Origin of the sequence: Paenarthrobacter sp. YIM B13468 (assembly GCF_042788025.1) — a bacterium.
GTDB classification, from domain to species: Bacteria; Actinomycetota; Actinomycetes; order Actinomycetales; family Micrococcaceae; genus Arthrobacter; species Arthrobacter aromaticivorans.
This window is the reverse complement of the sequence record NZ_JBHZPI010000008.1, coordinates 41,503-62,696: the sequence shown is the minus strand read 5'-3', so window position 1 is coordinate 62,696 and position 21,194 is coordinate 41,503. Positions and strand designations below refer to the sequence as shown.

The window sequence follows — 21,194 nt, the reverse complement described above, 5'->3', positions numbered from 1 at the left end:
CGCCGGGGTCCATGCCTGAGTCCGACCCGGGTCCGTGTCCTGTTCTACGGACCCGGACCCGGATCCAGGCGTGGCAGGGCTAAGCTACTTCGACGACAATCTTGCCTGACTGTTCGTTCGACTCCATGTAGCGGTAGGCGTCAAGCACTTGGTCGAAAGCAAACACCCTGTCGACTCTGGGCCGCAGGGCGCCGGAGCTAATCCGCTCAAGGATGAAGTCGACGCCTCGCTGCCGCTCATCGGCCCGTCCGACGTGGTTGAACATTGAGTACGGGTGGAAAACCGATTGCGTCCTGCACATTGCGGCCATAGGGATGACGGGCTGCAGATCGCTCAGCGTTCCGTAGCCGAAAATGACGGCATTGGGTGCCAGGTGATCGACGTAGGTGCCGAGGGACTCACCTCCGACAGGATCGAAAGCGACCCGTACGCCTTTGCCATCGGTGGTCCGGTTGATGACCTCGCCGAGGTCGTCGGTTCCCACGAGGGCTACTTCGTTTGCGCCCGCCTCGAGGAGGAGCGATCGCTTCGTCTCCGACCGTGTAGTAGCGACCACCTTGGCCCCGAGTGCGCGTGCGATCTCGATTGCGCCCAGCCCGGCCGAACTGGCAGCAGCCGTGACGAGCACTGTGTCCTTGGGTCCGAGATTGGCTACTTCGGCGAATGCGAAGTAAGAAGTGAGGTACTGCATCCAAACAGAGCAGGCCTCGGCATCCGAAAGTTCCGATGGAGCGTGGGTTAGGTAGTCTGCCGGTAGGACGGCCGTTGTTCCCTGCACGCCGTCGGTTGTGGTGAAGAAGGGAATGCTCGTTACCCGGTCGCCAATGTTGAAGGTGGTGACGTTCTCGCCGATCTCGGTGACGGTTCCCACTGCCTCGGAACCAATGCGCGAGGGGAACACCGGGATGGTGTAGTGCTCCCCGTGGATGAACATGAGATCTGCCCGGTTGAGTGCGAATGCTGCGACGTTGATGCGGACATCGTTTTCGGAGACTTTACGTGGAGAAGCAGCTTCGACGGCCAGGACTTCAGGTCCGCCTATCTCACGGAAGACAACTGCGGATTCCGACCTGCTCATTTCTGGACCACCGAAAGGTTGGGCTTGATGGGGTTGATACATAGGGACAGTCTGGACATTGCCGTACCTCCGTTGATGCGTGGTGCTGTATGCCACGTTTGAATTCGATTGGGTTGGCCGGCGTTCGTGACGCCGGGGTCAGGGGCAGGATGCGGTGCTCGTCGACGCATTGCTGGTGAGCCGCGAGGGTTCCCCGCCTGCCTCGACCAAGGACGTCAAGGCAAGCGAGGTACGGGTGATATGAATTACGCGGACACCGAAGTCATTGACACCATGTGCTTTGGCTCAAGAGCCGGGAAGTACCGCTCGCGTTCTTGGACCGTGGGCCCGTCGTAGCCGACGCGCTTGCTGTGGGTCCAACCGAACCGACGGACGGAGTCGACGAGTTGCTCGGCGTGTTTGAGCGGGGCCACAGTCGCGTCGATCACGGGGACGCCAATTTCCTCTTGGACCGTTCGGAAGAAGCCGAATTCGGCCGTGCAGCCGAGGATGACGACGTCCGCGCCGTCCTGTTCCACGGCCTTGCGGGCTTCGGTCATGATCCGCCTTTCCGTAAGCGCGGGGTCCGCCTGGAAGTCATCGACGCCCATCTCGAGCACGCGCCATGAGGCAAGACGCTCTGATGCGCCACAACGGTGGACGTTCTCGGCCATCTCAGGAATCCACTTTTTTCGACCGACGAGGATTGAGAATCGCTCGCCCAGACTCCCGGCGATGCTCAGCGCCGAGTGCGCCGGGCCTACAACCACCATGCGATCGGTGATTTCGCGTGCCGCCCGCAACGCCGGGTCGTAAAAGCACCCGATGACGGCGGCGTCGTAGCCTGCTTCTTCCGCCCAGCGCACCGTGCGCAACAGCCGTGGAAGCATAAGTGCCTCGAAAGCGTTGTATTCGACATGTGAGGGGCCCTCTCCATCAAGGGAGACGACATCAACTTCGGTGCCGGGGCGGACGATCTGGCGGAAGGACTCCGCCATCGTACGGTTGTACGCATCGGTGTAGAGCGGGTTGATCCACAGGATTCGGGTAGTCTCCGAGATGGCGTCGAGGCTGTCGGTGGGGGTAATCATTCCAATTCACTTCCTTCGGTTTCGGGCAAGAACAGGCCGAGGATGACCGTGGCAAACAAGAACATGTTGATAAACAGGATTGTCGAGGTAGCGCCCGCGGCGGAGGCCAGGAGGAACCCGACAAGACTCGGGGCGACCGTATTTGCGACGCGCTGGCCGAAAATCCCGAACCCGTAACCTGAGCCACGAAGGGCCGAGGGATAAAGCTCGCCCATCCACGTGTCCCAGACCCCCCAGGCGCCAAGGGCGAAGAAGGCCAGGGAGAACATGCCGATATACATCTCGGTCTCGGTTGAGGCTGTCCCGAAGAAGAAACCGCCGGCTGCCGCGGCGAGGACGTAGATCGTGAAGATCCATTTGCGGCCGAATCGTCCGGTCAGGTAGGAGGCCGTCATGTATCCGGGGATCATGAGGACCGCGCTCAGGGCGATGAAGGAAAAGCTTGATGAGGCGCTCAGTCCTCGCCCTTCAAGCAATGTTGGCATCCACGATTGAAGTCCCCAGTAGCCCCAAGAGAAGGTGAAGTTGATGAGGACTTGAATGACCGTAATCCGGCCCATCTTCCGCTTGAAGAGGCTCCAGATGGACTGTTTCTTGCCATCCGACACGGTGAAAATGGTGCCACGGGAGATGCCCCGTGCTCCCAGAAGGTCCAGGACGTCGTGAGCGTCTTCGTTCCGGCCCCTCCTGGCGAGCCAGTACGGGGATTCCGGGACGACCTTGTACAGAACGATGCCCCATAGGCTGGCAAGTGCACTGACAGCAATGACCCAACGCCAGCCGTGCCCTCCGATCAGAGCGGCGGTGCCGAGGGCGGCCAGGATGCCAATCGGCCACCCTGCAGCAAGATAGACCGTGGCCTTTCCGCGGACCTTAACCGGGAGCAGTTCTTCAAAATAGGGAAAAGTCACAGTGAACACGCCGCTGAACAAAACCCCGGAGAGGAAGCGAGCCACCGAGAGGGTCTCAAAGTTCGGTGCGAAGCAACTCAGGAGCGTGAAGACACCATAACCGGCGAAGCTCCACGCACACGTGGCTTTCCGGCCGATCCGGTCAGAGATGGGCCCCCAAACCAATGACCCGGGGATCATGCCCAGGAAGAGCGCCGAGATGGCGATTCCCACCTCCGTCATACCGACCTGCAGGCTAGTAGCCAGATCACCAGCAACGTAGGTGAGCATGAGCATTTCCCAGGCTTCGATTGCGAAGGCGAAGAAGAGGACCGCGCATATCTTGACGTGGACAGACCCGAAAGGCATGTCGCGGAACGCGTGCCCGACGGCCATGGAGCGCGGTGGACTCACCGTCCCGGGCCATGGCTCTGAAATGAGTGGGTCGATATTGGACATGTCTTGACCTCCGATATTTTGGACAGGATAAGAAGTGCACGTAGCGCTTCTGTGCACGGAGAACCGTCCGGATATCAAGGAATGCACCTCGGAGCAGCTCATCCAAGCCTCCACTCGGAGAGCGCATCCAAGCATCCCGCCGAGTGATTGCACTCACACTACGAACGAGGTGTGCTCAGGAGGTGTTCACTTTGCACTTTTCCGATAGGAGCATTTGGGCGCTCAGCACTTTTATGCACTCTGCCCTTCCAACGCCAGCAGAATCGTGCAGTATGCCCACCCTCTTGGTTGGCCCGGTATATAGCGTGTTTCCACGCACAAAGTGCCATTCCAAACCATGAGGAGATACACATGCCGAACTACAGGGTGTCGATGGATATCGGCGGAACCTTTACGGACATTGTGGCGTACGACCAGGACGCCGGAACCTACGCGGCTACGAAAGCCTCCACCACACCGGGCAACCTGAGTGCCGGTGTCATTGCAGGCCTTGAGTCGATAGTTGATGAACTCTCGGACATCGAATTCCTGGTCCACGGCACCACCCAGGGCCTGAATGCGTTCCTGGAACGCCGCGGAGTTCGCGTACTACTGCTGGCCACGGCCGGCATCGAGGACACCTATCACATTGCCCGCGGCCCCCGACTTGAGCTCTACAATGCTCAGTACCGCAAGCCCGCCCCGTTGGTCGAGCGTAAGGACGTCATTGGCGTCGGTGGCAGGCTGGACAGTCAAGGCCAGGAACTCGTGCCGTTGGACGAAGCGGCAGTCCGTCAAGCAGCGCGCAGGGCAGCGGAGGAGGGCTACGGCGCCGTCGCCGTCGGGTTCCTGTTCAGCTACAAGAACCCCTCGCACGAACTCAGGGCCCGTGAAATCCTGATCGAGGAACTCGGGGAGGATTTCACAGTCTCCCTTTCGCACGAAGCAGCCAAGGAATGGCGCGAATACGAGCGGACCTCCTCCGCCGTCGTCGAGGCCTACACGGGGCCGGTGGTACGCAACTACCTTTTGGACCTGGAAGAGAAACTCGCCGACCGGGGCGTGGAAGCACCGCTGCACATCATGCAGTCCTCCGGCGGCGTCCTCACCGCCGAGTCCGCTCGTAAGCGGCCGCTGCAGACGCTGCTTTCCGGCCCGGTCGGGGGGGCCATGGGCGATGTCGAACTGGCGGGTGTCTCGGGAAACCGCAACCTCATCGGTGTGGATATGGGCGGCACTTCCTTTGACGTTTCCTTGGTAGTTGACGGCAAGCCGGACGTCTCAACGGAGGCGCACCTGGAAGGCCTGCCGATGCTCATGAGCGTTGTTAACATCCACACCGTCGGCGCCGGCGGCGGCTCCGTCGCTTGGCTCGAAGCCGGCGGCCTGCGGGTCGGACCGCGTTCCGCCGGAGCCAACCCCGGACCGGCTTGCTACGGCCGCGGCGGCACAGAACCCACCGTTACCGATGCCAACCTGGTGCTCGGCCGCGTGGACCCCGACTGGTTCGCCGGCGGACAGGTCGCCTTGGACCGTGAAGCCGCAATCACAGCCCTGAAAACAGTAGGCGACCAGCTCGGCCTGGACCCCATCGCCATGGCCGAAGGCATCTGCGACGTCGCGAACTCACAGATGGCCCAAGCGATCCGGACCATCACCATTTCCCGCGGCATCGAACCCAGGGACTTCGCCCTCGTGGCCTTTGGCGGAGCCGGACCCATGCACGCGGTCTTCCTCGCCAGGGAACTCGGCATCCCGGAAACGGTCGTTCCCCGCTTCCCCGGTGCTTTCTCCGCCTGGGGCATGTTGCAAACCAACATCCGCAAGGACTTTTCCGAACCCTACTTCTACCTCGACGAAGACATTGATGTGGCAGACATGGCCGGCATCCTCCGCTCCATGGAAGTCGAAGGCCTGTCTTCACTGGTCTCGGAAGGGGTCCCGGAGGAAAGCCGGGCCACGAAGGCGTCCGTGGACGTCCGCTATCAGTCGCAGGAGTTCTCCTTGAACGTTCCGCTGACATCAGCTGACGAACCGGAGTCACCTGACTTCGTTGCCAACCTCGCTGTCCGCTTCTCTGCGATGTACCACGAGCGCTACGGCCACTCCAACCTTGGTGCCCCGATCGAAATCGTCACCCTGCGGACGCAGGCTGTCGGGGATCTGGGACGGCTGGAAGCTCCGAGCTACGTCACCGCACAGGGCCCTGAGTTCAAGCACGAAATCCGCCAGGTGGTCTTTGACCACGTTGAGCACAGCACCACCGTAGTCCGCCGTGACGATCTCGGCGCCGGCCACACATTCGAAGGTCCCGCCATCATTGTGGAGCAGACCGCCACCACCGTCGTTCCCCCCGGGTTCAACGTCACGGTCGACGAGTTCGGCTCCCTGGTCATCCGCTCTGAAGACGTCGAAGAAAACTGAGGCACCAAAAATGACAATTGCAGCAGTCAAAACACTGGATCCCGTCACCGTGGAAATCATCCGCAACGCGCTGACCAGCGCCGCGGATGACATGAACGCCACCCTGATCCGCTCCGCTTACTCACCCATCCTCTACGAGGGCGGGGACTGCGTGGTGGCTCTCCTGGACACCGAACACCGCGTGCTCGGACAGTCCGCAGGCCTGCCGCTCTTCCTAGGCAACCTGGAAACTTGTTCCATCGCTGTGGAGGAAATGTACGGCCGCGCGGTCTGGCAGGAAGGGGACATCTGGATCCTCAACGACTCATACCTGGGCGGCACGCACCTGAACGATGTGACCATTTTTGCGCCGATCTTCGACGATGGAGAGGTTGTCGGATTCGCGGCGACCCGTGCGCACTGGATGGACATGGGGTCTAAAGATGTCGGAGGCTCGATGGACTCGACCGACATTTTCCAAGAGGGGTTCAGGATGGGGCCGGTCAAATTGGTCGAGGCAGGTGTTGAGACCTCTGTTGTGGACCTGATTCGGACCAACGTGCGATTCCCGTACCAGACCATTGGTGATATGCATGCCATGATCGCAGCCCTCCGGATGGGCACCACCCGGATGAAGGAGCTTGTGGGCCGGTACGGCATGGAGCAGCTGGATGCCGCCCGGGATGAGATCTTCCGCCAAACGGAAGAAATCGAGCGCATGACCGTACGCAACATTCAAGACGGGGTGTACGAAGCTGAGGGCTTCCTGGACAACGACGGTATCAATCTGGACACTCCAATTGAGATCAAGCTGCGGATCACCGTAGCCGGCGACACCATTGACTTCGACGTCACCGGATCGGCGGACCAGACCATGGGCCCGGTGAACTGTGGTGCCGCCCAGGCCGTCTCGGCACTGCGCGTGGGCTACAAGCTCCTCGTCAGCCCGGAGTCCAACTCCAACGGTGGTTCCTTCCGGCCAATGACCACCCAGGTGCGGTCCGGCTCAGTGCTCGGCGCCGTGACTCCAGCCCCGTGCCAGTGGTATTTCTCCCACCTTGGGCTGCTGATCGACCTCGTTTCCAAGGCCATGGCCCCCGCCATGCCCGAACGTGTCGCCAGCGCCAGCCACGGTGACTCGATGATCATCACCGCCGCCGGTTTCGACACCCGTTTCGGCCGGAACTTCGTCACTATGGAAGCCACACTTGGAGGCTGGGGTGCGTGGCAGGGAACCGATGGTGAATCCGCCATGATCAACAATGTCAACGGCTCACTCAAGGACCTGCCCATCGAGATGCTGGAGACCCGCTACCCGTTCCGGATCAACGAGTACTCCATCCGCCCCAACTCCGGCGGCCCCGGCCAGTACCGCGGCGGCAACGGCGTGGTACGCGAATACGAATTCCTGGCCGACTGCGTGGTAGGGCTCTGGTTCGAACGGTCAAAGACCCCGGCCTGGGGGCTCTTCGGCGGATCGGACGCCCAGGGCCCGGAAGTTGTGATCAACCCCGGCCGCGCTGATGAGGTTCGCACGCTGAAAGCGAACGCCCGCAAGGTCAAGGCCGGCGACGTCGTCCGCCTCGCCGTAGGAGGTGGTGGCGGCTTCGGAGACGTCTCCAAGCGCTCCCGCGAGGACATCACCTACGACATCGTCAACGGTTTCATCACCGAGGACTTCGCCAAGACGCACTACGGCTACTAAGCACCACCAGCAGCAAATAGGTTCCGATCAGGAAAGAAAGGACTCCATGAGTTCCCAGTTTGAATCCTTCGACGACGTGTACGCGAACGCCCGGAAAGTAGTCGGCGTCACTCTCTTTACCGTCTCAGTCATCGCCGACGATGGCACCAGCATGGCACGCGTGTACACCACCCATCCCGATGTTTATCCGGTAGGTGGGAAGAAGACCCTCGCCGGGGACACGAACGCGGTGTGGCTGGAGCAGGTGCTCAAGGGACAGCAGCCGTTCTTGGGGGTGGATAAGGAAGCGGTCCGTGCATTCTTCTTTGATTCGGCAATGATCGAGTCATTGGGCTGCGGGGCCATCGTCAACGTTCCGGTGGTGAGCAACGGCCAGACTATCGGTTCCATGAACTTCCTCGCCCCTGAGGGCAGCTACGACCAGAATTCGGTCGACTCAGCCGTGGACGTCGCACGGCGGTCCGTCCATCTGCTCGAAGAAGCCCTCACCACCGCCAGCTAGTTCATTCGCGGGCGGGCACCACGATTGGGGGGCCCGCCCGCGGGGGACAACAGGAAGGAAACAGACGTGACAACACCGGAAAGCTTGACAATACGGAACGCCCTAATCTTCGACGGCGAATCACCTGACCTGATTGAGGGCTCCATCAGCATCCGGGATGGCCGGATCACCGCCGTAGGGCGGGAGGTTGAAACGAGCGGTGTTGTCCATGACGCCCGGGGCCGAACCGTGATTCCAGGACTTATCGATGCGCATTTTCATGCATACGCACTCAGCCTGACTTCCGCCACGAACGAGACTGGGCCATTGAGCTATTCCGCACTTGCCGGGGCAAGGCGTCTCGCGGCGACACTGCTCCGCGGGTTCACTTCGGTACGTGACGTAGCCGGTGGTGACGTTGGCCTTGCCAGCGCCATCGAGGAAGGTCTGTGCCCTGGTCCACGCTACTTCTTCACCGGCCCGGCGCTGAGCCAGACAGGCGGCCACGGCGATATCCGGGCCGCGAACAATGGCGGATGCTTCCATGGCGGGCACATGTGCGAGGTGGTGGACGGCGCCGATAACCTGCTGCTGGCCGTGCGTCACCGATTCCGCACAGGCGCCTCCGCCATAAAGCTAATGACCTCCGGAGGGGTCGTTTCACCGGTCGATCCGATTCGGGTTCCGCAGTACAGCGCGGAGGAAATCCGCGTCGTAACAGAAGAGGCTTCCCGCCGGGGCAGCTACGCCACGGCTCACGCATATTCCCCGGAGGCCATTCGCCATTCAGTACTTAACGGGGTCCGCTGCATCGAGCACGGCAACCTGCTGGACGCTGAAACGGCGAAGCTAATGGCTGACAACGACGTTTATCTGGTCCCCACCTTGGTGACCTACGAAGCCATGGAACGCCGCGGTAAGGATGTCGGCCTTACCGAAGTGGGAGCGGCCAAGAACCGGGAAGTGCTGGAGGCGGGGAAGAATGCCGTGGCACTGGCGCGGGATGCCGGGGTCCGGATCGGGTTCGGAACAGACCTCATGGGTGACCTGGAGGATGAGCAACTGGCCGGACTCCGTCTGCAGTGCGAAGCCCTTGGCGTGTATGGCGCACTCCGGTCGGCAACGTCAACCAACGCCGCCCTGCTTCGGCGCGATGACCTTGGACGCATCACCCGCGGGTCCTGCGCGGACTTGGTGGTGCTGGACGGGAATCCCTTCCATGAACCCTCGATTCTCTGGGACGAAAGCAAGACACGAACCGTCATCAAGGACGGGCAGATCATCTCCACCGGGATCCTTCGGGGCGCGGCGGACTTGCCGTTGGACGTTCGGGTTGCCTAAGAAAGCAACAGACGGGTTGGGGCTCAAAGCCGCGTCATCAGCTCACTGGGCCGCTGACGCGGCTCTGAGCGATGATGGAAAATGTGAACAGACTTGCCAGCGCCTACAGCAGCTATCTCCTGCAGCACAAGGACAATCCGGTGGATTGGTTTCCGTTCGGGGATGAAGCTTTTGCGCTTGCTGCTGCCCGTGACGTTCCGGTCTTCCTCTCCATCGGATATGCGGCCTGTCACTGGTGCCACGTCATGGCCCACGAATCCTTCGAGGACCAGGAAACCGCCGATTACCTGAATGCCCACTTCGTGCCCGTCAAAGTGGACCGCGAGGAACGCCCGGACGTCGATTCCGTCTACATGACGGCCACGCAGGCCATCAGCGGCGAAGGTGGCTGGCCAATGTCCGTCTTCCTGACTCCCGAGGGCCTCGCGTTCCATGCAGGCACCTATTTCCCGCCCGTTCCTTTGCCTGGTCGCCCCTCCTTCCGGAACGTACTTGAGGCGGTCCACGAGGCGTGGATGGAACGCCGTGAAGCTGTTGAACAGAACGCCAGGGGGCTCGCCGCGAACATGGCCAATGCTCAGCTGTCCTCTGCCGTTCGCCTTGATGGGCCGCCCGAGGTACTTGATGCCCAACTGCTTTCGGATGCCGTAAGGGTTTTGGCTCGCTCTGAAGACCCCGACGCCGGTGGGTTTGGCAGCTCCCCGAAGTTCCCGCCGTCGGCGGTTCTTGAGTTCCTGATCCGCCACGCAGCGGCACCGTCGGAGACGGCGAAGGATGCGCGGGACATGGCTGGACGGGCGCTGGCCGGGATGGCACGTTCCGCTTTGTGCGACCAGCTCGACGGCGGTTTCGCCCGCTATTCGGTCACAGCGGATTGGTCGGTGCCGCACTTCGAGAAAATGCTCTACGACAATGCCCAGCTCCTGCGTGTCTACGCCCACTGGGTGCGGCTTGGAGGCAATGAGGTGTTCTCCGCTGAGGAGGCAGCGGAGACAGCATCCAGGTGCGCGGACTGGATGCTGGCCTCACTGGGGCTGCCTAGCGGTGGACTGGCTTCATCATTGGACGCCGACACCGTGGTGGACGGCGTGCACCATGAGGGTGCGGCCTACCTTTGGACTCCCGGGTCCTTGCTGGAAGTCCTCGGGCCAGATGACGCCGAGGCGGTGGCCCGGATGATGAACATCGGTGACCAGGGAACGGTTTCGGAATTGGGATCTCCGTTGCATCCCGGACGACCCCTTTCGGCTTCCGAATCCACGTTGTGGCGCCGCGTCAGGCCCACGCTCCTGGCCGTCCGCGATCTCCGGAACCAGCCTGCCCGGGACGAGAAAGTTGTGGCAGGTTGGAACGGGCTCGCGATCGCGGGGCTTGCCGAGGCCGGAGCGGTGCTGGACAGACCGGACCTCGTCGCTGCCGCACAGGACGTCGCTGAGTACCTTGAGGACGTGCATTGGGATGCCGAGCAAGGGCTGCTGATCCGGGTCTCGCACGATTCCAAGGCCCGGGGGATCGGAGGACTCCTGGAAGATTACGCATTCTGCGCTGAGGGCCTGTTCTCCCTGTATGCCGCGACGGGCAAAAGGCGTTGGTACCGCTTGGCGGAACAACTCATTCGGGCCGCGGAAGCGCGTTTTGTAGAGAACGGACACCTTGCCGATTCAGCCGGGGAGTCTGCGCAGGTCTTCAACGCCCAAGGCCAACGCGCCGCCCTTGATCCATTCGACAATGCTGCCCCCAGCGGCGCTGCCGGATTTGCCGGAGTGCTGCTGACGTATTCCGCATATTCAGGCTCACACGATCACCGACTCATGGCCGGGAACATCCTGGGGTTGCTTCCTCCACTGGCCACGCGCGCGCCCCGCGCTGCCGGTTGGCTCCTGGCCACGGCGCAAGCGGCGCTGGCCGGCCCGGTGGAGGCCGCCGTCGCTGGTCCCGACTCATCCCTGCGGCAGGAACTGCACGGCGCGCTTTTGAAGTCCGCCAGCCCGGGGCTCGTTGTCGCCTTGCAAGAGGACGACGCCGCGTCCCCGGCTGGTGAGGGCGAGGTTCCGCTGCTGATTCATCGCACGGGTGCGCCAAACGGCTCGCCACAAGTGTATTTGTGCCGGGATATGGTGTGCGAAAGGCCTGTGGGGACCGTTGCCGAGGTGCAATCGATGCTGGCGCGAATGACCCCAGGCGCTAGCTGAGCACAGCCATCATGATGGCGATGAAGTGGGCCGCGAACGCCAGGACAGTGAACGCATGGAAGAGTTCGTGGAACCCAAAGTGTTGGACGCTGAAATTTGGCTTCTTAATGGCATAGAAGACCGCGCCGGCTATGTATAGCGCGCCGCCCACGCAGATGAGGATGGCAGAAGCCGCATTCGCCGCAAAGAACTGGGGGAGGTAAAAGAGTGCCCCGCAGCCCAAGGCAATGTAGATCGGGACATATAACCAACGAGGAGCGTCTGTCCAAATCACCCTGAACAGCACCCCGGCGATGGCCGCGGACCAGATAATCCACAACAACGTGACGGCTTGAGAGCGTTCAAGAAGCGACCAAGCCAGCGGCGTATAGCTTCCGGCGATCACCAACATGATGTTCGTATGATCCAGGCGCTTGAGCACCAGCCGGGTCTTCGGGGACCAGTTTCCGCGATGGTAAACAGCGCTGACACCAAAGAGGAGGACGCCTGTTACCGCATAGATCGTGGAGGTGATTTTTCGGTCGGCTGTGGGGGCAAGCGCCACCAGGACGATTCCGGCAGCGAGGGCGAAGGGGGCGGCAACGGCGTGGATCCAACCACGCCATGCGGGCTTGATAGTGAGCAGCTCGGCCATCGTTAAAGAGTAACCTACGCTTCGGTAAGTTACTGAAAAGTAACTCTGGTTGGATGTGAATGCGACCCGGCCATGCACCTGCGAGGCACCTCGGGAAGGTAGCCTTGGATGTGCGCCGTCGTCGTAAGAGCAAGGAAGTCAGGTGAAAGTCCGGTGGAGCTGCCCGGTTTCCTCTATGGCTTCTACGAGCGCCAACTCCTTCGCTCCCTGAAGCAGGACCGCATCCCCAGGCACATCGGTGTCATGGTGGATGGCAACCGCAGGTGGGCCCGTCAGTTCAACGCGCCGACCAGCCAGGGGCACCAGGCCGGCGCCGACAAAATCCACGAGTTCCTCGGCTGGTGCCAGGAGCTTGGCGTCAAAGTAGTGACGCTGTACATGCTCTCCACGGACAACATGAACCGCTCCGGCGAAGAGCTTGACCTGCTCATGGGCATCATCGCCAACACCATGGACCGGCTGGATGAAAATGAGGACGTCTCCGTGCATGCCATGGGCGCGCCAGAGCTCCTCCCGGACTACCTCGCCGATCGCCTGAACAAGCTGACCGCCCGGACCCCTGTCCATGAAAAAATCCATGTGAACGTGGCAGTCGGCTATGGTGGGCGGCGTGAAATCGTCGATGCCGTGAAGGAACTCCTCCGCGACGCCGTCGCCAAGGGGCGGACCATGTCCGACGTCGCAGATGAACTTTCGGTGGACGACATCTCAAGGTTCCTTTATACGCGCGGCCAGCCGGATCCGGACCTGGTCATCCGCACTTCCGGTGAGCAGCGGCTCTCCGGATTCCTGATGTGGCAGAGCGCCTACAGCGAGTTCTACTTCTGCGAAGCCCTCTGGCCGGCATTCCGGAAGGTTGATTTCCTGCGCGCCCTCCGTGACTACGCTGGCCGGCAGCGTCGCTTCGGCTCCTAGAAGCGGGCCGGTTCACCGAAATTTAACGATCCGGACATGCGACTTGCCGACGAAGGATTGCGGAAATGAATGTGTCCGGGATTACGTTAATCCCATCAGCAGGCAAAACCGCCCGCTGATCGGGGAGGCCAGTAGATGGAGCGAACTATCGCACCAGTTACATGGGAGGCCACGCCCGGCCTCCCGGCCGAGCCGCTTCACCATTAGGCCGGGCGACCGCCCGGGGCTGGAGTCGATGTGGCTATTTCAGAGCAACTGCCCACAATGGTTTCTGACGGGGAAAGTGCAGCTACCTCTCGCGCCAAACGGGTTTCATCGGGGGAACGGACAGCATCGTCTGCAGTGGGCCGCAGCTATGTGATCGATACGTCCGTCTTGCTCTCAGACCCGCACGCACTGCTGCGATTCGCCGAGCACGAAGTCATCGTCCCAATCGTGGTCATCAGCGAACTGGAAGGCAAACGCCACGATCCCGAACTAGGGTATTTTGCCCGCAAAGCCTTGCGGCTACTGGATGACCTCCGAATCGAACATGGCGGACTGGACCACGCAATACCCATTGGCGCCGACGGAGGCATGCTCCGGGTAGAGATGAACCACATTTCCACGGAAGTCCTTCCCGCAGGCTTCCGGGGCGGGGACAATGACAGCCGCATCCTGGCCGTAGCGAAGAACCTGGCAAACGAGGGTCACAACGTCACCGTGGTGTCCAAGGACCTTCCCATGCGCGTCAAAGCATCCGCCATGGGATTGCACGCAGACGAATACCGCAACGAACTCGTCAAGGATTCAGGCTGGACCGGCATGGCCGAAGTGGAAGCCGGCGAAGAGGAAATCGCCACGCTTTACGGCCACGAACCCGTTTTCATCCCTGCCGCCGCTGAACTTCCCGTGAACACCGGTCTTGTCCTCCTGTCCAACCGCGGCTCGGCGCTCGGCCGCGTGGGGGCCGACAAACAGGTCCGCCTGGTCAAGGGTGACCGTGACGTCTTCGGGCTCCATGGCCGTTCGGCGGAACAACGGCTCGCCATCGACCTCCTCATGGATCCCGCAGTGGGCATTGTCTCCATCGGTGGGCGAGCCGGCACCGGCAAATCCGCGCTGGCACTCTGTGCGGGCCTCGAAGCCGTCCTTGAGCGCCGGGAACACCGCAAGGTGGTCGTCTTCCGACCCCTCTACGCCGTAGGCGGCCAGGAACTGGGATACCTCCCAGGGTCTGAATCGGAAAAGATGAACCCTTGGGCACAGGCTGTCTTCGACACACTCGGTGCATTGGTCAGCCAGGAAGTCGTGGAAGAAGTCATGGACCGCGGCATGCTCGAAGTGCTGCCGCTCACCCACATCCGAGGACGCTCACTGCACGATGCCTTCGTCATCGTGGACGAGGCACAATCCTTGGAGAAGAACGTCCTCTTGACCGTGATGAGCCGCATCGGCCAGAACTCCAAGATCGTTCTCACCCATGACGTCGCCCAGCGCGACAACCTCCGAGTCGGCCGGCACGACGGCGTGGCCGCCGTCGTCGAAACCCTCAAGGGGCATCCGCTGTTTGGCCACATCACGCTCACCAGGTCCGAGAGGTCGCCGATTGCGGCCTTGGTGACGGAGCTGCTCGAAGGGGCGTAGATCTAACGTTCGATTAGTGTGAAGGGCCGTGGTCCGGTTAGCCGGGCCACGGCCCTTCGCCGTCGCTTAGACACGGCGCAAAGGGACCCTCTCGGTCGCTGGGCGACCTCGCCGGGTCCGTTGCGTCGCGATGCGCTCCTCTGCGAAGGACCGAAGCTCGGCCAGCGGTTTAGTCGCCGTTCAGAGCCCGAGGTAGCTGGCTAGCCCTTTGTGGCCGTGGACTTTTAGGGTCCAGTTGGGGCGGTTGAAGGTTTTGGGGGTAAGGCGGACTCTTTGGACTTCTTCGACTTTCTCGCCCCAGCCGTCGCGGACGAGGCCGTTGAGTTCGTAGCCGAGACTCAGGGAGACGCCCAACGATTGCTTGTTCCAGGAGGCGGCTTCGGATTCGGCCACTTCCGCCTGCAGGTAATCGAACGCATAGCTTACGACGGCGGCACGCATCTCTTTGCCGATGCCGCGGCCTTGCGCGGACTGCTTGAGCCAGGATCCTGTGCTCACTGTCTTCAGGGTCTTGAAGTTTTTGGCGCCGAGGTCCTGGACTCCAAGGAATTCGTCGTCCTGCCATACTGCCAAGAGCAGGGTCCAGGAGTCTTTGGCGAAATTTGCCCTGCAGCGCCAGTACCACTGAGCCATGTTCGGGGCGAGCTCGTCGTCCGGGAGCTCTGCCCACGGGGTGCTGAACGGGCTCTTGCCGGGCTCGTGGACACCGGAACGGGCGGCAGCTACCGCGGCTGGGATGTCCTCATCCAGGACGGGCCGGATGGTAAGCCTCGAGGTGGTGAGGGTAAGTCCGAACGGGGGCCAGATGTCTGCCAGCGATGTCATCGCCGTAGCTTAGCCCGGCTGTCGAGGCCATGCGAGTCACAGAGCTGGTGACAGCCTATTGCGTGGTGAACCCGCTATCACTTTGTTGGCCAACCAAGGAATAGCGGGTTCACGACGTTTCGTGGATCGTTGGAAGGTCAGGCGGCGGGGCCTATGTCCCAGGAGATATGGCGCCGAACGTCGGTCAGGTTCATTGACTCGGCAAGGAAAAGATCGTCCAGCATGTATTCGTCAACGGCCAGGATCTTCAGCCAATGACCCTTGCCGGCCGTATCGCCGTCCAGGCTTTGACTGGCGACGCAGACGCCCGTCCCCACATCCACCCGGATCAGCGTACGCCCCGGATGGGCCAACGGTTGGGACGGATCCAAGGGCACGTAGGTTCGGCCACGGGTAACCACTGTCTCCAGGGCCAACCGTCCCTCATGATCTATTTCCCGGGGCTCCTCCAGGGACACGGGATTGGAATCCGGGAACTCCAGCGGGACGGGCGCACTGCCGGCAAGTTCCACCGGATCCAGTGCTGCAGCCAGCCGTCCGTTGCCAAAGGACGGTTCACCGTACGCCGCCTCGGGGCGCCTTCGGACCAAGCCAGCGCCATCATAGACCGGGGTCACCAAGTGGGCGGGGAGTAACCAGGAGCGTCGCGTGGCACTGACGTAGAGGTCGTCACGGGAATCGTTGATGCCCGTGGTGCTGTGCAGCAGCTTTCCGTCAGGAGTCTCCAGCCGCAGCGCGCCGGGCCGCCTCAGCCATGCACGGACCAGATTGGCGCCAGTCCCAGGGCGTTCGAGGTATTCGAAACGGAGACTCGTCCACTTCCACGGTGAAGAGCGGCAGAGATTGCGGAATGTGGAGGACAAGTCCTGTGCCTGGCCGCCATGCCCGTTAGCTGGCGCAAAACCAGATCCGAAGTCCGGTCCGAAACCTGATCCACCTGCACTGTAGCGCGCCATATCCACAGTTTACCTACGCGTTCAACCCGGCCTCTGGACCAATTCGGGATAGCATCTGCAGGGTGATCCGACGACTCGCCGACCTCTGGGACGCCAGCCCGCTGGGCTTCTGGCTGGTGGTTCTTGCGTGCGCGTATTTCCTGGTGATGGCGGTGCGCCTGACCATTATTGATATCCGGAGCCATCTGCTGCCGAACCGGATCGTCTTTCCCTCCTACGCGGTGGGCGGGGTCCTGCTGCTGGGCGCTGCGGTTCTGGTGTTTGTTGGCGGCCCCGATGCTGGGCTGGATGCCTCGCTGTTCGGTATCCCCGGGCTCGGAGTGCTGGCCGGTGGCGGCGTGCTGTGGCTGTTCTACTTCCTGCTTCGTTTGGTCTATCCACCTGGTATGGGGTTCGGCGACGTGAAGCTGGCCGGAGTCCTTGGGTTATACCTCGGCTACCTCGGGTGGGCCCATGTCTTCGCGGGCACCTTCGCTGCTTTCTTGCTCGGCGGGTTGTGGAGCCTGGTGATCCTTGTGGCCAGGCGCGGCACGCTGGGTTCGGCTATCCCGTTCGGGCCCTTCATGCTGGCAGGAGCCTTGGTGAGCATGGTGCTTTTGCCTGCGTGATTCTTCCAAGTCGCCCCGCCCGGGACCAACTGCGGCCGAACTGCAACGCTTCCCGTATTCTGCGGGTTCACCAGGCTGCGGCATGCTTAGCCCAGATGGTTTGACGCGCTTAAGACACCTGGAGGGGGCTGCTGTGCAGAGGGGTAGCTTTTGGCCTGTGCCGGGTGTCGCCATGGCCGAGGCTTGGACCGTCAAGCTCTTTGAGCAGCCTGTTCAATGGAACGTCGACGACGGCGTGCTCACGTTGAGCAACTCACACGCCACGATCGAATTGAAGGAAAGCTGACAACAATGGGCGCACCCGAATTTATCCTCAAGCTACGGGAGAAGATCGGGAATGATCCGCTATGGTTGCCGGCGGTCAGGGGAGTAGTCTTCGACGACGATGGCCGGGTGCTGCTCTGCCAAAGGGCGGACAATCACCACTGAACAGTGATCACCGGCATCCTTGAACCGGGCGAGCATCCCGCTCCCGGACTGGTCAGGGAAATCTTCGAGGAGACTGCGGTTGTGGCCGAAACTGAGCGGATCATCGGCGTCGGCGTTGTAGGTCCGGTGACCTTTCCGAATGGCGACGTTTGCGACTTCCTGGACATCACCTTCCGCTGCAGGTATGTCTCCGGCAATGCTCAGGTAAACGATGACGAATCGATTGCTGTTGGCTGGTTCGGCCTGGAAGAACTGCCTGACATGAGCGAGGGAAACCTTCAGGCCATCAGGCTCGCCACGGAGCCCGAAGGCCCCGTGGCGTACCAGGTGGAGGACTAAGCTATTTGGCGCCGGCGTCGGCCGGAGTTTCAGCCGTGAGGGTGGTCAGCCGAGAAAGCGCAAAAGAGAGTTGAGTTTGTGTACAGCTGGGGCTTTTCGGCCGGAGGTGTACAACCCGGGTACGACGACGGCCGGCGCCTTTCGTGTGAAAGGTGCCGGCCGTCGTCGTGCTTTGGGTGTTAAGCCAGAAGTTAAGCCTTGTGCGCAGGGGAGGTCATGGTGGTGACATCCAGTGCCTTGTCCAGGTCTGCCTCGGAAACCTTGCCCTCGCCCTCACCGACGAAGCCGAGCTTCTCGGTAGCCTGGCGGATAGTCAGGCCCTCCTTGACGGCGATCTTGGCGATCTTTGCGGCGTTCTCGTAACCGATGAACTTGTTCAGCGGGGTCACGATGGACGGGGAAGCCTCAGCCAGGAAGCGGGCGCGCTCGACGTTGGCGGTGATGCCGTCGATCATCTTGTCGGCCATCACGCGGCTGGTGTTGGCCAGCAGGCGGATGGACTCGAGCAGGTTGGCGGCCATGACGGGGATGCCGACGTTCAATTCGAAGGCGCCGTTGGTGCCGGACCATGCGATAGCGGTGTCGTTGCCGATGACCTGGGCGCACACCATGATGGAGGCTTCGCAGATAACGGGGTTGACCTTGCCCGGCATGATCGAGGAGCCCGGCTGGAGGTCCGGGATGGCGATTTCGCCGAGGCCCGTGTTGGGGCCGGAACCCATCCAGCGGAGGTCGTTGTTGATCTTCATGAAGGAGATCGCGATGTTGCGCAGCTGGCTGGAGCCCTCGATGAGGCCGTCGCGGTTTGCCTGTGCTTCGAAGTGGTCGCGGGCTTCTGTCAGCGGCAGGCCGGTGTCGGCTGCGAGCAGTTCGATGACGCGCTCCGGGAAGCCGGCAGGGGTGTTAATGCCGGTGCCAACAGCGGTGCCACCAAGGGGGACCTCGGCGACGCGGGGGAGTGCTGCGTTGATGCGCTCGATGCCGTAACGGACCTGGGCGGCGTAGCCACCGAACTCCTGGCCGAGCATTACCGGCGTGGCGTCCATGAGGTGGGTGCGGCCGGACTTGACGACGTCCTTGAACTCCGCGGCCTTACGGTCCAAGGATGCTGTCAGGTATTCCAGGGCCGGGATCAGGTCATTGATCAGGGCAGAGGTGGCGGCGACGTGAACGGAAGTCGGGAACACATCGTTGGAGGACTGCGAAGCGTTCACGTGGTCGTTGGGGTGGACCACCTTGTCGCTGCCCGCAGCTGCGAGGGCACGCGAAGCGAGCTCTGCGATGACCTCGTTGGTGTTCATGTTGGAGGAAGTGCCAGAGCCGGTCTGGAAGACGTCAATCGGGAAGTCGCCGTCGTACTTGCCGGTCGCTACCTCATCGGCAGCTGCGGCGATTGCCTCGGCGAGCTCACCATCGAGCACCCCCAGTTCGGCGTTCGCCAGTGCAGCGGCCTTCTTGACGCGTGCAAGGGCTTCGATGTGAGTGCGCTCAAGCGTCTTGCCGGAGATAGGGAAGTTCTCCACAGCACGCTGCGTCTGGGCGCGGTACAGGGCGTTCACGGGGACGCGAACTTCGCCCATCGTGTCATGTTCAATACGGAACTCAGTGGTGGAAGTCATGGGGCTAGCTTAGGGCGATTGGGGGTCGCATCGAAAACCCGGGAGGGAGTGCTACGTGCTCCGGCGCGGAGGCCGGAGCACGGTCCACTAAAGCTTGCCGATCCCGGAAACGAGGGCCGCACGGCCTTCATCGAGCTTGTAGGACAAGCCCACCACAGCCACGCGGCCGTCGTCGATGGCGTCCGAAATCACACGTGAGCTGTCGGCCAGCCTCGCTGAGGTTTGCTTGACGTGCTCCACCACCATGTCGTTGACGTCTTCCTGTTCGTTGCGCAGGGAAGTCAGTACGGACGGGGTGATGCGTTCCACGAGGTCGCGGATGAACCCCGCAGGCATCTCTCCGGTTTGCACGGCGGCCTTGGTAGCCGTCACGGCTCCGCAGCTGTCGTGGCCAAGGATGACGATCAGTGGAACGCGGAGCTCAGCAATGCTGTATTCAAGGGAACCGAGGACGGCGTCGTCGATCACCTGGCCTGCGGTGCGCACCACAAAGGCGTCGCCCAACCCGAGATCGAAGATAATCTCGGCCGCGAGGCGGGAGTCGGAGCAGCCAAAGATGACAGCGAAGGGGTTCTGGTTCTCGATGAGTGATGAGCGTCGGGACGCGTCCTGGTTCGGGTGCAGGGATTCACCGGCAACAAAACGTTCGTTGCCCTCTTGGAGGCGGCGCCAGGCAAGGGCGGGAGTCAGATATGTAGGCACCTGATTACTTTACGGCCCGGAGGTAGCGGGCCGTAAAACTGTTGCGCTGCGTGTGCCTATTGCGCTGGTGTGCTTATGAGGACGGCGCTGCAGATTCGGAAGCCGCAGCGGCTTGGTCCGCGGACTTCACCACGGCGGCGGCGAGCGTGGCGAACTCTTCAAGGTTCGCCGTGCCGTTCAGGATGATGGTGGTTCCGCGGTAGTTGAGCACCATGCTGCGCTTGTCCTTGCCGGAATCGTGGAGCTCCCAATCCTGGCCACCGGCGTTGCGGGTGCCGGTTACTGGCATGTTGCCAGTCTGCTGCAGCACCCACGTGGGATTCGCTTTGGTGGTCTGGGTAAGGCCGATGAAGGCTTCCTTGGGAGTCAGGTAGCCAACCTCCCAGGTGGGCACGCCCGTGCCGGTGCCCGATTCCCAACGGGCGTAGTTCGGCTTGAATGTGTCGCCGGTTTCCGGCGTGACGGGTGTGAATCCCGCCACATCGGCAGCGTTGCGGGCTATGGAAGCAACGTCAACGGGGGGCCGAAAGCCCTCGCCCTTCGGTGCAGGGTTCATCAAGACAATGGGAAGGAATGCGAGGACACACAGCACCAGGGCAATGATCATGCCAATGACCGAGGCATTGGCGCGCTTGGCCGCTTTTGCCGGAATGACGGGTTTATAAGGGGCATCCATGGCGTCCGGGGCGCCGTTGGGGTTTGCCTCTGCAGCCTTGGGCTGGTTGCCGGCAGCGGGCTTGTCCTGCGTTTCACTCACACCTCCATAGTCCCTCATCCCGGCTGTGAACACACAACCGGGAACCTCACCGCGGGAATTGCCGGCCGTGGTCATCCAGCGACTCCAAACGCATGCGGCGACTATGATCGTTCATAGAGGGAGCCCAGGTTGCCTCGTGCAACCGTGTCCGGTCCCGTGAATCGTCACTCGAAGAAGAGGTTCAAG

Annotated in this window: 18 protein-coding genes and 1 pseudogene; 10 read left to right on the top strand and 9 right to left on the bottom strand. The window is 61.9% G+C overall.

Annotated features, from left to right (window positions below; translation table 11 throughout):
* Positions 1–79 precede the first annotated feature (79 nt).
* The 3 genes from ACFX4T_RS09585 to ACFX4T_RS09575 all read right to left on the bottom strand — a co-directional run bounded on the left by ACFX4T_RS09585 (position 80) and on the right by ACFX4T_RS09575 (position 3,497).
* Positions 80–1,078, bottom strand: a complete 999-nt coding sequence (locus ACFX4T_RS09585; RefSeq protein ID WP_216924920.1) for a zinc-dependent alcohol dehydrogenase family protein — start codon at positions 1,076–1,078, stop codon at positions 80–82.
* A gap of 245 nt (positions 1,079–1,323) precedes the next feature.
* On the bottom strand, positions 1,324–2,148 hold the full coding sequence (locus tag ACFX4T_RS09580; protein ID WP_223948374.1) for an aspartate/glutamate racemase family protein: 825 nt from the start codon (positions 2,146–2,148) through the stop codon (positions 1,324–1,326).
* Entirely contained in the window at positions 2,145–3,497 is a 1,353-nt protein-coding gene (locus tag ACFX4T_RS09575; RefSeq protein ID WP_223948375.1) for an MFS transporter, read from the bottom strand. The genes ACFX4T_RS09580 and ACFX4T_RS09575 overlap by 4 nt, the downstream gene beginning before the upstream one ends.
* A 351-nt stretch (positions 3,498–3,848) precedes the next feature.
* Between ACFX4T_RS09575 and ACFX4T_RS09570 the strand changes: the two genes are divergently transcribed.
* The 5 genes from ACFX4T_RS09570 to ACFX4T_RS09550 all read left to right on the top strand — a co-directional run bounded on the left by ACFX4T_RS09570 (position 3,849) and on the right by ACFX4T_RS09550 (position 11,598).
* Entirely contained in the window at positions 3,849–5,900 is a 2,052-nt protein-coding gene (locus tag ACFX4T_RS09570; RefSeq protein ID WP_216924921.1) for a hydantoinase/oxoprolinase family protein, read from the top strand.
* Positions 5,901–5,910: 10 nt separating this feature from the next.
* Positions 5,911–7,584 carry a hydantoinase B/oxoprolinase family protein gene (locus tag ACFX4T_RS09565; protein WP_216924922.1) on the top strand — a complete coding sequence of 558 codons (1,674 nt, stop codon included), beginning with the start codon at positions 5,911–5,913 and terminating at the stop codon, positions 7,582–7,584.
* A gap of 46 nt (positions 7,585–7,630) precedes the next feature.
* On the top strand, positions 7,631–8,086 hold the full coding sequence (locus tag ACFX4T_RS09560) for a GAF domain-containing protein (RefSeq protein WP_216924923.1): 456 nt from the start codon (positions 7,631–7,633) through the stop codon (positions 8,084–8,086).
* Between the two features lie 66 nt (positions 8,087–8,152).
* Complete coding sequence (locus tag ACFX4T_RS09555; protein WP_223948376.1) at positions 8,153–9,406, top strand: amidohydrolase family protein; 1,254 nt, start codon at positions 8,153–8,155, stop codon at positions 9,404–9,406.
* Between the two features lie 74 nt (positions 9,407–9,480).
* Positions 9,481–11,598 (top strand): thioredoxin domain-containing protein, encoded by a 2,118-nt coding sequence (locus ACFX4T_RS09550; RefSeq protein WP_377651696.1) that lies wholly within the window; start codon positions 9,481–9,483, stop codon positions 11,596–11,598.
* Here the strand turns inward: ACFX4T_RS09550 and ACFX4T_RS09545 are convergent.
* Complete coding sequence (locus ACFX4T_RS09545; RefSeq protein WP_223948378.1) at positions 11,591–12,232, bottom strand: hemolysin III family protein; 642 nt, start codon at positions 12,230–12,232, stop codon at positions 11,591–11,593. The two genes, ACFX4T_RS09550 and ACFX4T_RS09545, sit on opposite strands and share 8 nt — an antisense overlap.
* 108 nt (positions 12,233–12,340) lie before the next feature.
* Between ACFX4T_RS09545 and ACFX4T_RS09540 the strand changes: the two genes are divergently transcribed.
* Together ACFX4T_RS09540 and ACFX4T_RS09535 are read left to right on the top strand one after the other, a co-directional pair.
* On the top strand, positions 12,341–13,147 hold the full coding sequence (locus ACFX4T_RS09540; protein WP_223948379.1) for an isoprenyl transferase: 807 nt from the start codon (positions 12,341–12,343) through the stop codon (positions 13,145–13,147).
* A 264-nt stretch (positions 13,148–13,411) separates the two neighbouring features.
* Positions 13,412–14,773: a PhoH family protein gene (locus tag ACFX4T_RS09535; protein ID WP_254186370.1), complete on the top strand. Its 1,362-nt coding sequence runs from the start codon at positions 13,412–13,414 to the stop codon at positions 14,771–14,773.
* A gap of 180 nt (positions 14,774–14,953) precedes the next feature.
* Here the strand turns inward: ACFX4T_RS09535 and ACFX4T_RS09530 are convergent, their stop codons facing one another.
* Positions 14,954–15,598: a GNAT family N-acetyltransferase gene (locus tag ACFX4T_RS09530; RefSeq protein WP_377651591.1), complete on the bottom strand. Its 645-nt coding sequence runs from the start codon at positions 15,596–15,598 to the stop codon at positions 14,954–14,956.
* Positions 15,599–15,735: 137 nt separating this feature from the next.
* On the bottom strand, positions 15,736–16,554 hold the full coding sequence (locus tag ACFX4T_RS09525) for a hypothetical protein (RefSeq protein ID WP_377651589.1): 819 nt from the start codon (positions 16,552–16,554) through the stop codon (positions 15,736–15,738).
* A 62-nt stretch (positions 16,555–16,616) separates the two neighbouring features.
* Between ACFX4T_RS09525 and ACFX4T_RS09520 the strand changes: the two genes are divergently transcribed.
* The 3 genes and pseudogenes from ACFX4T_RS09520 (at position 16,617) to ACFX4T_RS09510 (ending at position 17,930) form a co-directional block, all read left to right on the top strand.
* Positions 16,617–17,162, top strand: coding sequence for an A24 family peptidase (locus ACFX4T_RS09520; RefSeq protein WP_223948381.1), 546 nt, complete (start codon positions 16,617–16,619; stop codon positions 17,160–17,162).
* 133 nt (positions 17,163–17,295) lie between these two features.
* On the top strand, positions 17,296–17,448 hold the full coding sequence (locus ACFX4T_RS09515; RefSeq protein WP_377651588.1) for a hypothetical protein: 153 nt from the start codon (positions 17,296–17,298) through the stop codon (positions 17,446–17,448).
* 5 nt (positions 17,449–17,453) lie between these two features.
* A pseudogene (locus tag ACFX4T_RS09510) lies at positions 17,454–17,930 on the top strand (NUDIX domain-containing protein).
* Positions 17,931–18,121: 191 nt separating this feature from the next.
* Here ACFX4T_RS09510 and ACFX4T_RS09505 read toward each other — a convergent pair.
* From ACFX4T_RS09505 to ACFX4T_RS09495, 3 genes are all read right to left on the bottom strand, one after another.
* Positions 18,122–19,549: a class II fumarate hydratase gene (locus ACFX4T_RS09505; protein WP_377651587.1), complete on the bottom strand. Its 1,428-nt coding sequence runs from the start codon at positions 19,547–19,549 to the stop codon at positions 18,122–18,124.
* Between the two features lie 87 nt (positions 19,550–19,636).
* Positions 19,637–20,251, bottom strand: a complete 615-nt coding sequence (locus ACFX4T_RS09500) for a carbonic anhydrase (RefSeq protein WP_216924933.1) — start codon at positions 20,249–20,251, stop codon at positions 19,637–19,639.
* 73 nt (positions 20,252–20,324) lie between these two features.
* On the bottom strand, positions 20,325–21,008 hold the full coding sequence (locus ACFX4T_RS09495; RefSeq protein ID WP_308169339.1) for a DUF4245 domain-containing protein: 684 nt from the start codon (positions 21,006–21,008) through the stop codon (positions 20,325–20,327).
* Between the last annotated feature and the right edge of the window lie 186 nt (positions 21,009–21,194).

What these genes read in the sequence shown, in the direction of transcription:
- ACFX4T_RS09580 (WP_223948374.1), bottom strand. Translation starts at nt 2,148, where the DNA reads ATGATTACCCCCACCGACAGCCTCGACGCCATCTCGGAGACTACCCGA.
- ACFX4T_RS09535 (WP_254186370.1), top strand. Translation starts at nt 13,412, where the DNA reads ATGGTTTCTGACGGGGAAAGTGCAGCTACCTCTCGCGCCAAACGGGTT.
- ACFX4T_RS09560 (WP_216924923.1), top strand. Translation starts at nt 7,631, where the DNA reads ATGAGTTCCCAGTTTGAATCCTTCGACGACGTGTACGCGAACGCCCGG.
- ACFX4T_RS09540 (WP_223948379.1), top strand. Translation starts at nt 12,341, where the DNA reads ATGTGCGCCGTCGTCGTAAGAGCAAGGAAGTCAGGTGAAAGTCCGGTG.
- ACFX4T_RS09525 (WP_377651589.1), bottom strand. Translation starts at nt 16,554, where the DNA reads ATGGCGCGCTACAGTGCAGGTGGATCAGGTTTCGGACCGGACTTCGGA.
- ACFX4T_RS09575 (WP_223948375.1), bottom strand. Translation starts at nt 3,497, where the DNA reads ATGTCCAATATCGACCCACTCATTTCAGAGCCATGGCCCGGGACGGTG.
- ACFX4T_RS09570 (WP_216924921.1), top strand. Translation starts at nt 3,849, where the DNA reads ATGCCGAACTACAGGGTGTCGATGGATATCGGCGGAACCTTTACGGAC.
- ACFX4T_RS09545 (WP_223948378.1), bottom strand. Translation starts at nt 12,232, where the DNA reads ATGGCCGAGCTGCTCACTATCAAGCCCGCATGGCGTGGTTGGATCCAC.
- ACFX4T_RS09505 (WP_377651587.1), bottom strand. Translation starts at nt 19,549, where the DNA reads ATGACTTCCACCACTGAGTTCCGTATTGAACATGACACGATGGGCGAA.
- ACFX4T_RS09550 (WP_377651696.1), top strand. Translation starts at nt 9,481, where the DNA reads ATGGAAAATGTGAACAGACTTGCCAGCGCCTACAGCAGCTATCTCCTG.
- ACFX4T_RS09585 (WP_216924920.1), bottom strand. Translation starts at nt 1,078, where the DNA reads ATGAGCAGGTCGGAATCCGCAGTTGTCTTCCGTGAGATAGGCGGACCT.
- ACFX4T_RS09530 (WP_377651591.1), bottom strand. Translation starts at nt 15,598, where the DNA reads ATGACATCGCTGGCAGACATCTGGCCCCCGTTCGGACTTACCCTCACC.
- ACFX4T_RS09565 (WP_216924922.1), top strand. Translation starts at nt 5,911, where the DNA reads ATGACAATTGCAGCAGTCAAAACACTGGATCCCGTCACCGTGGAAATC.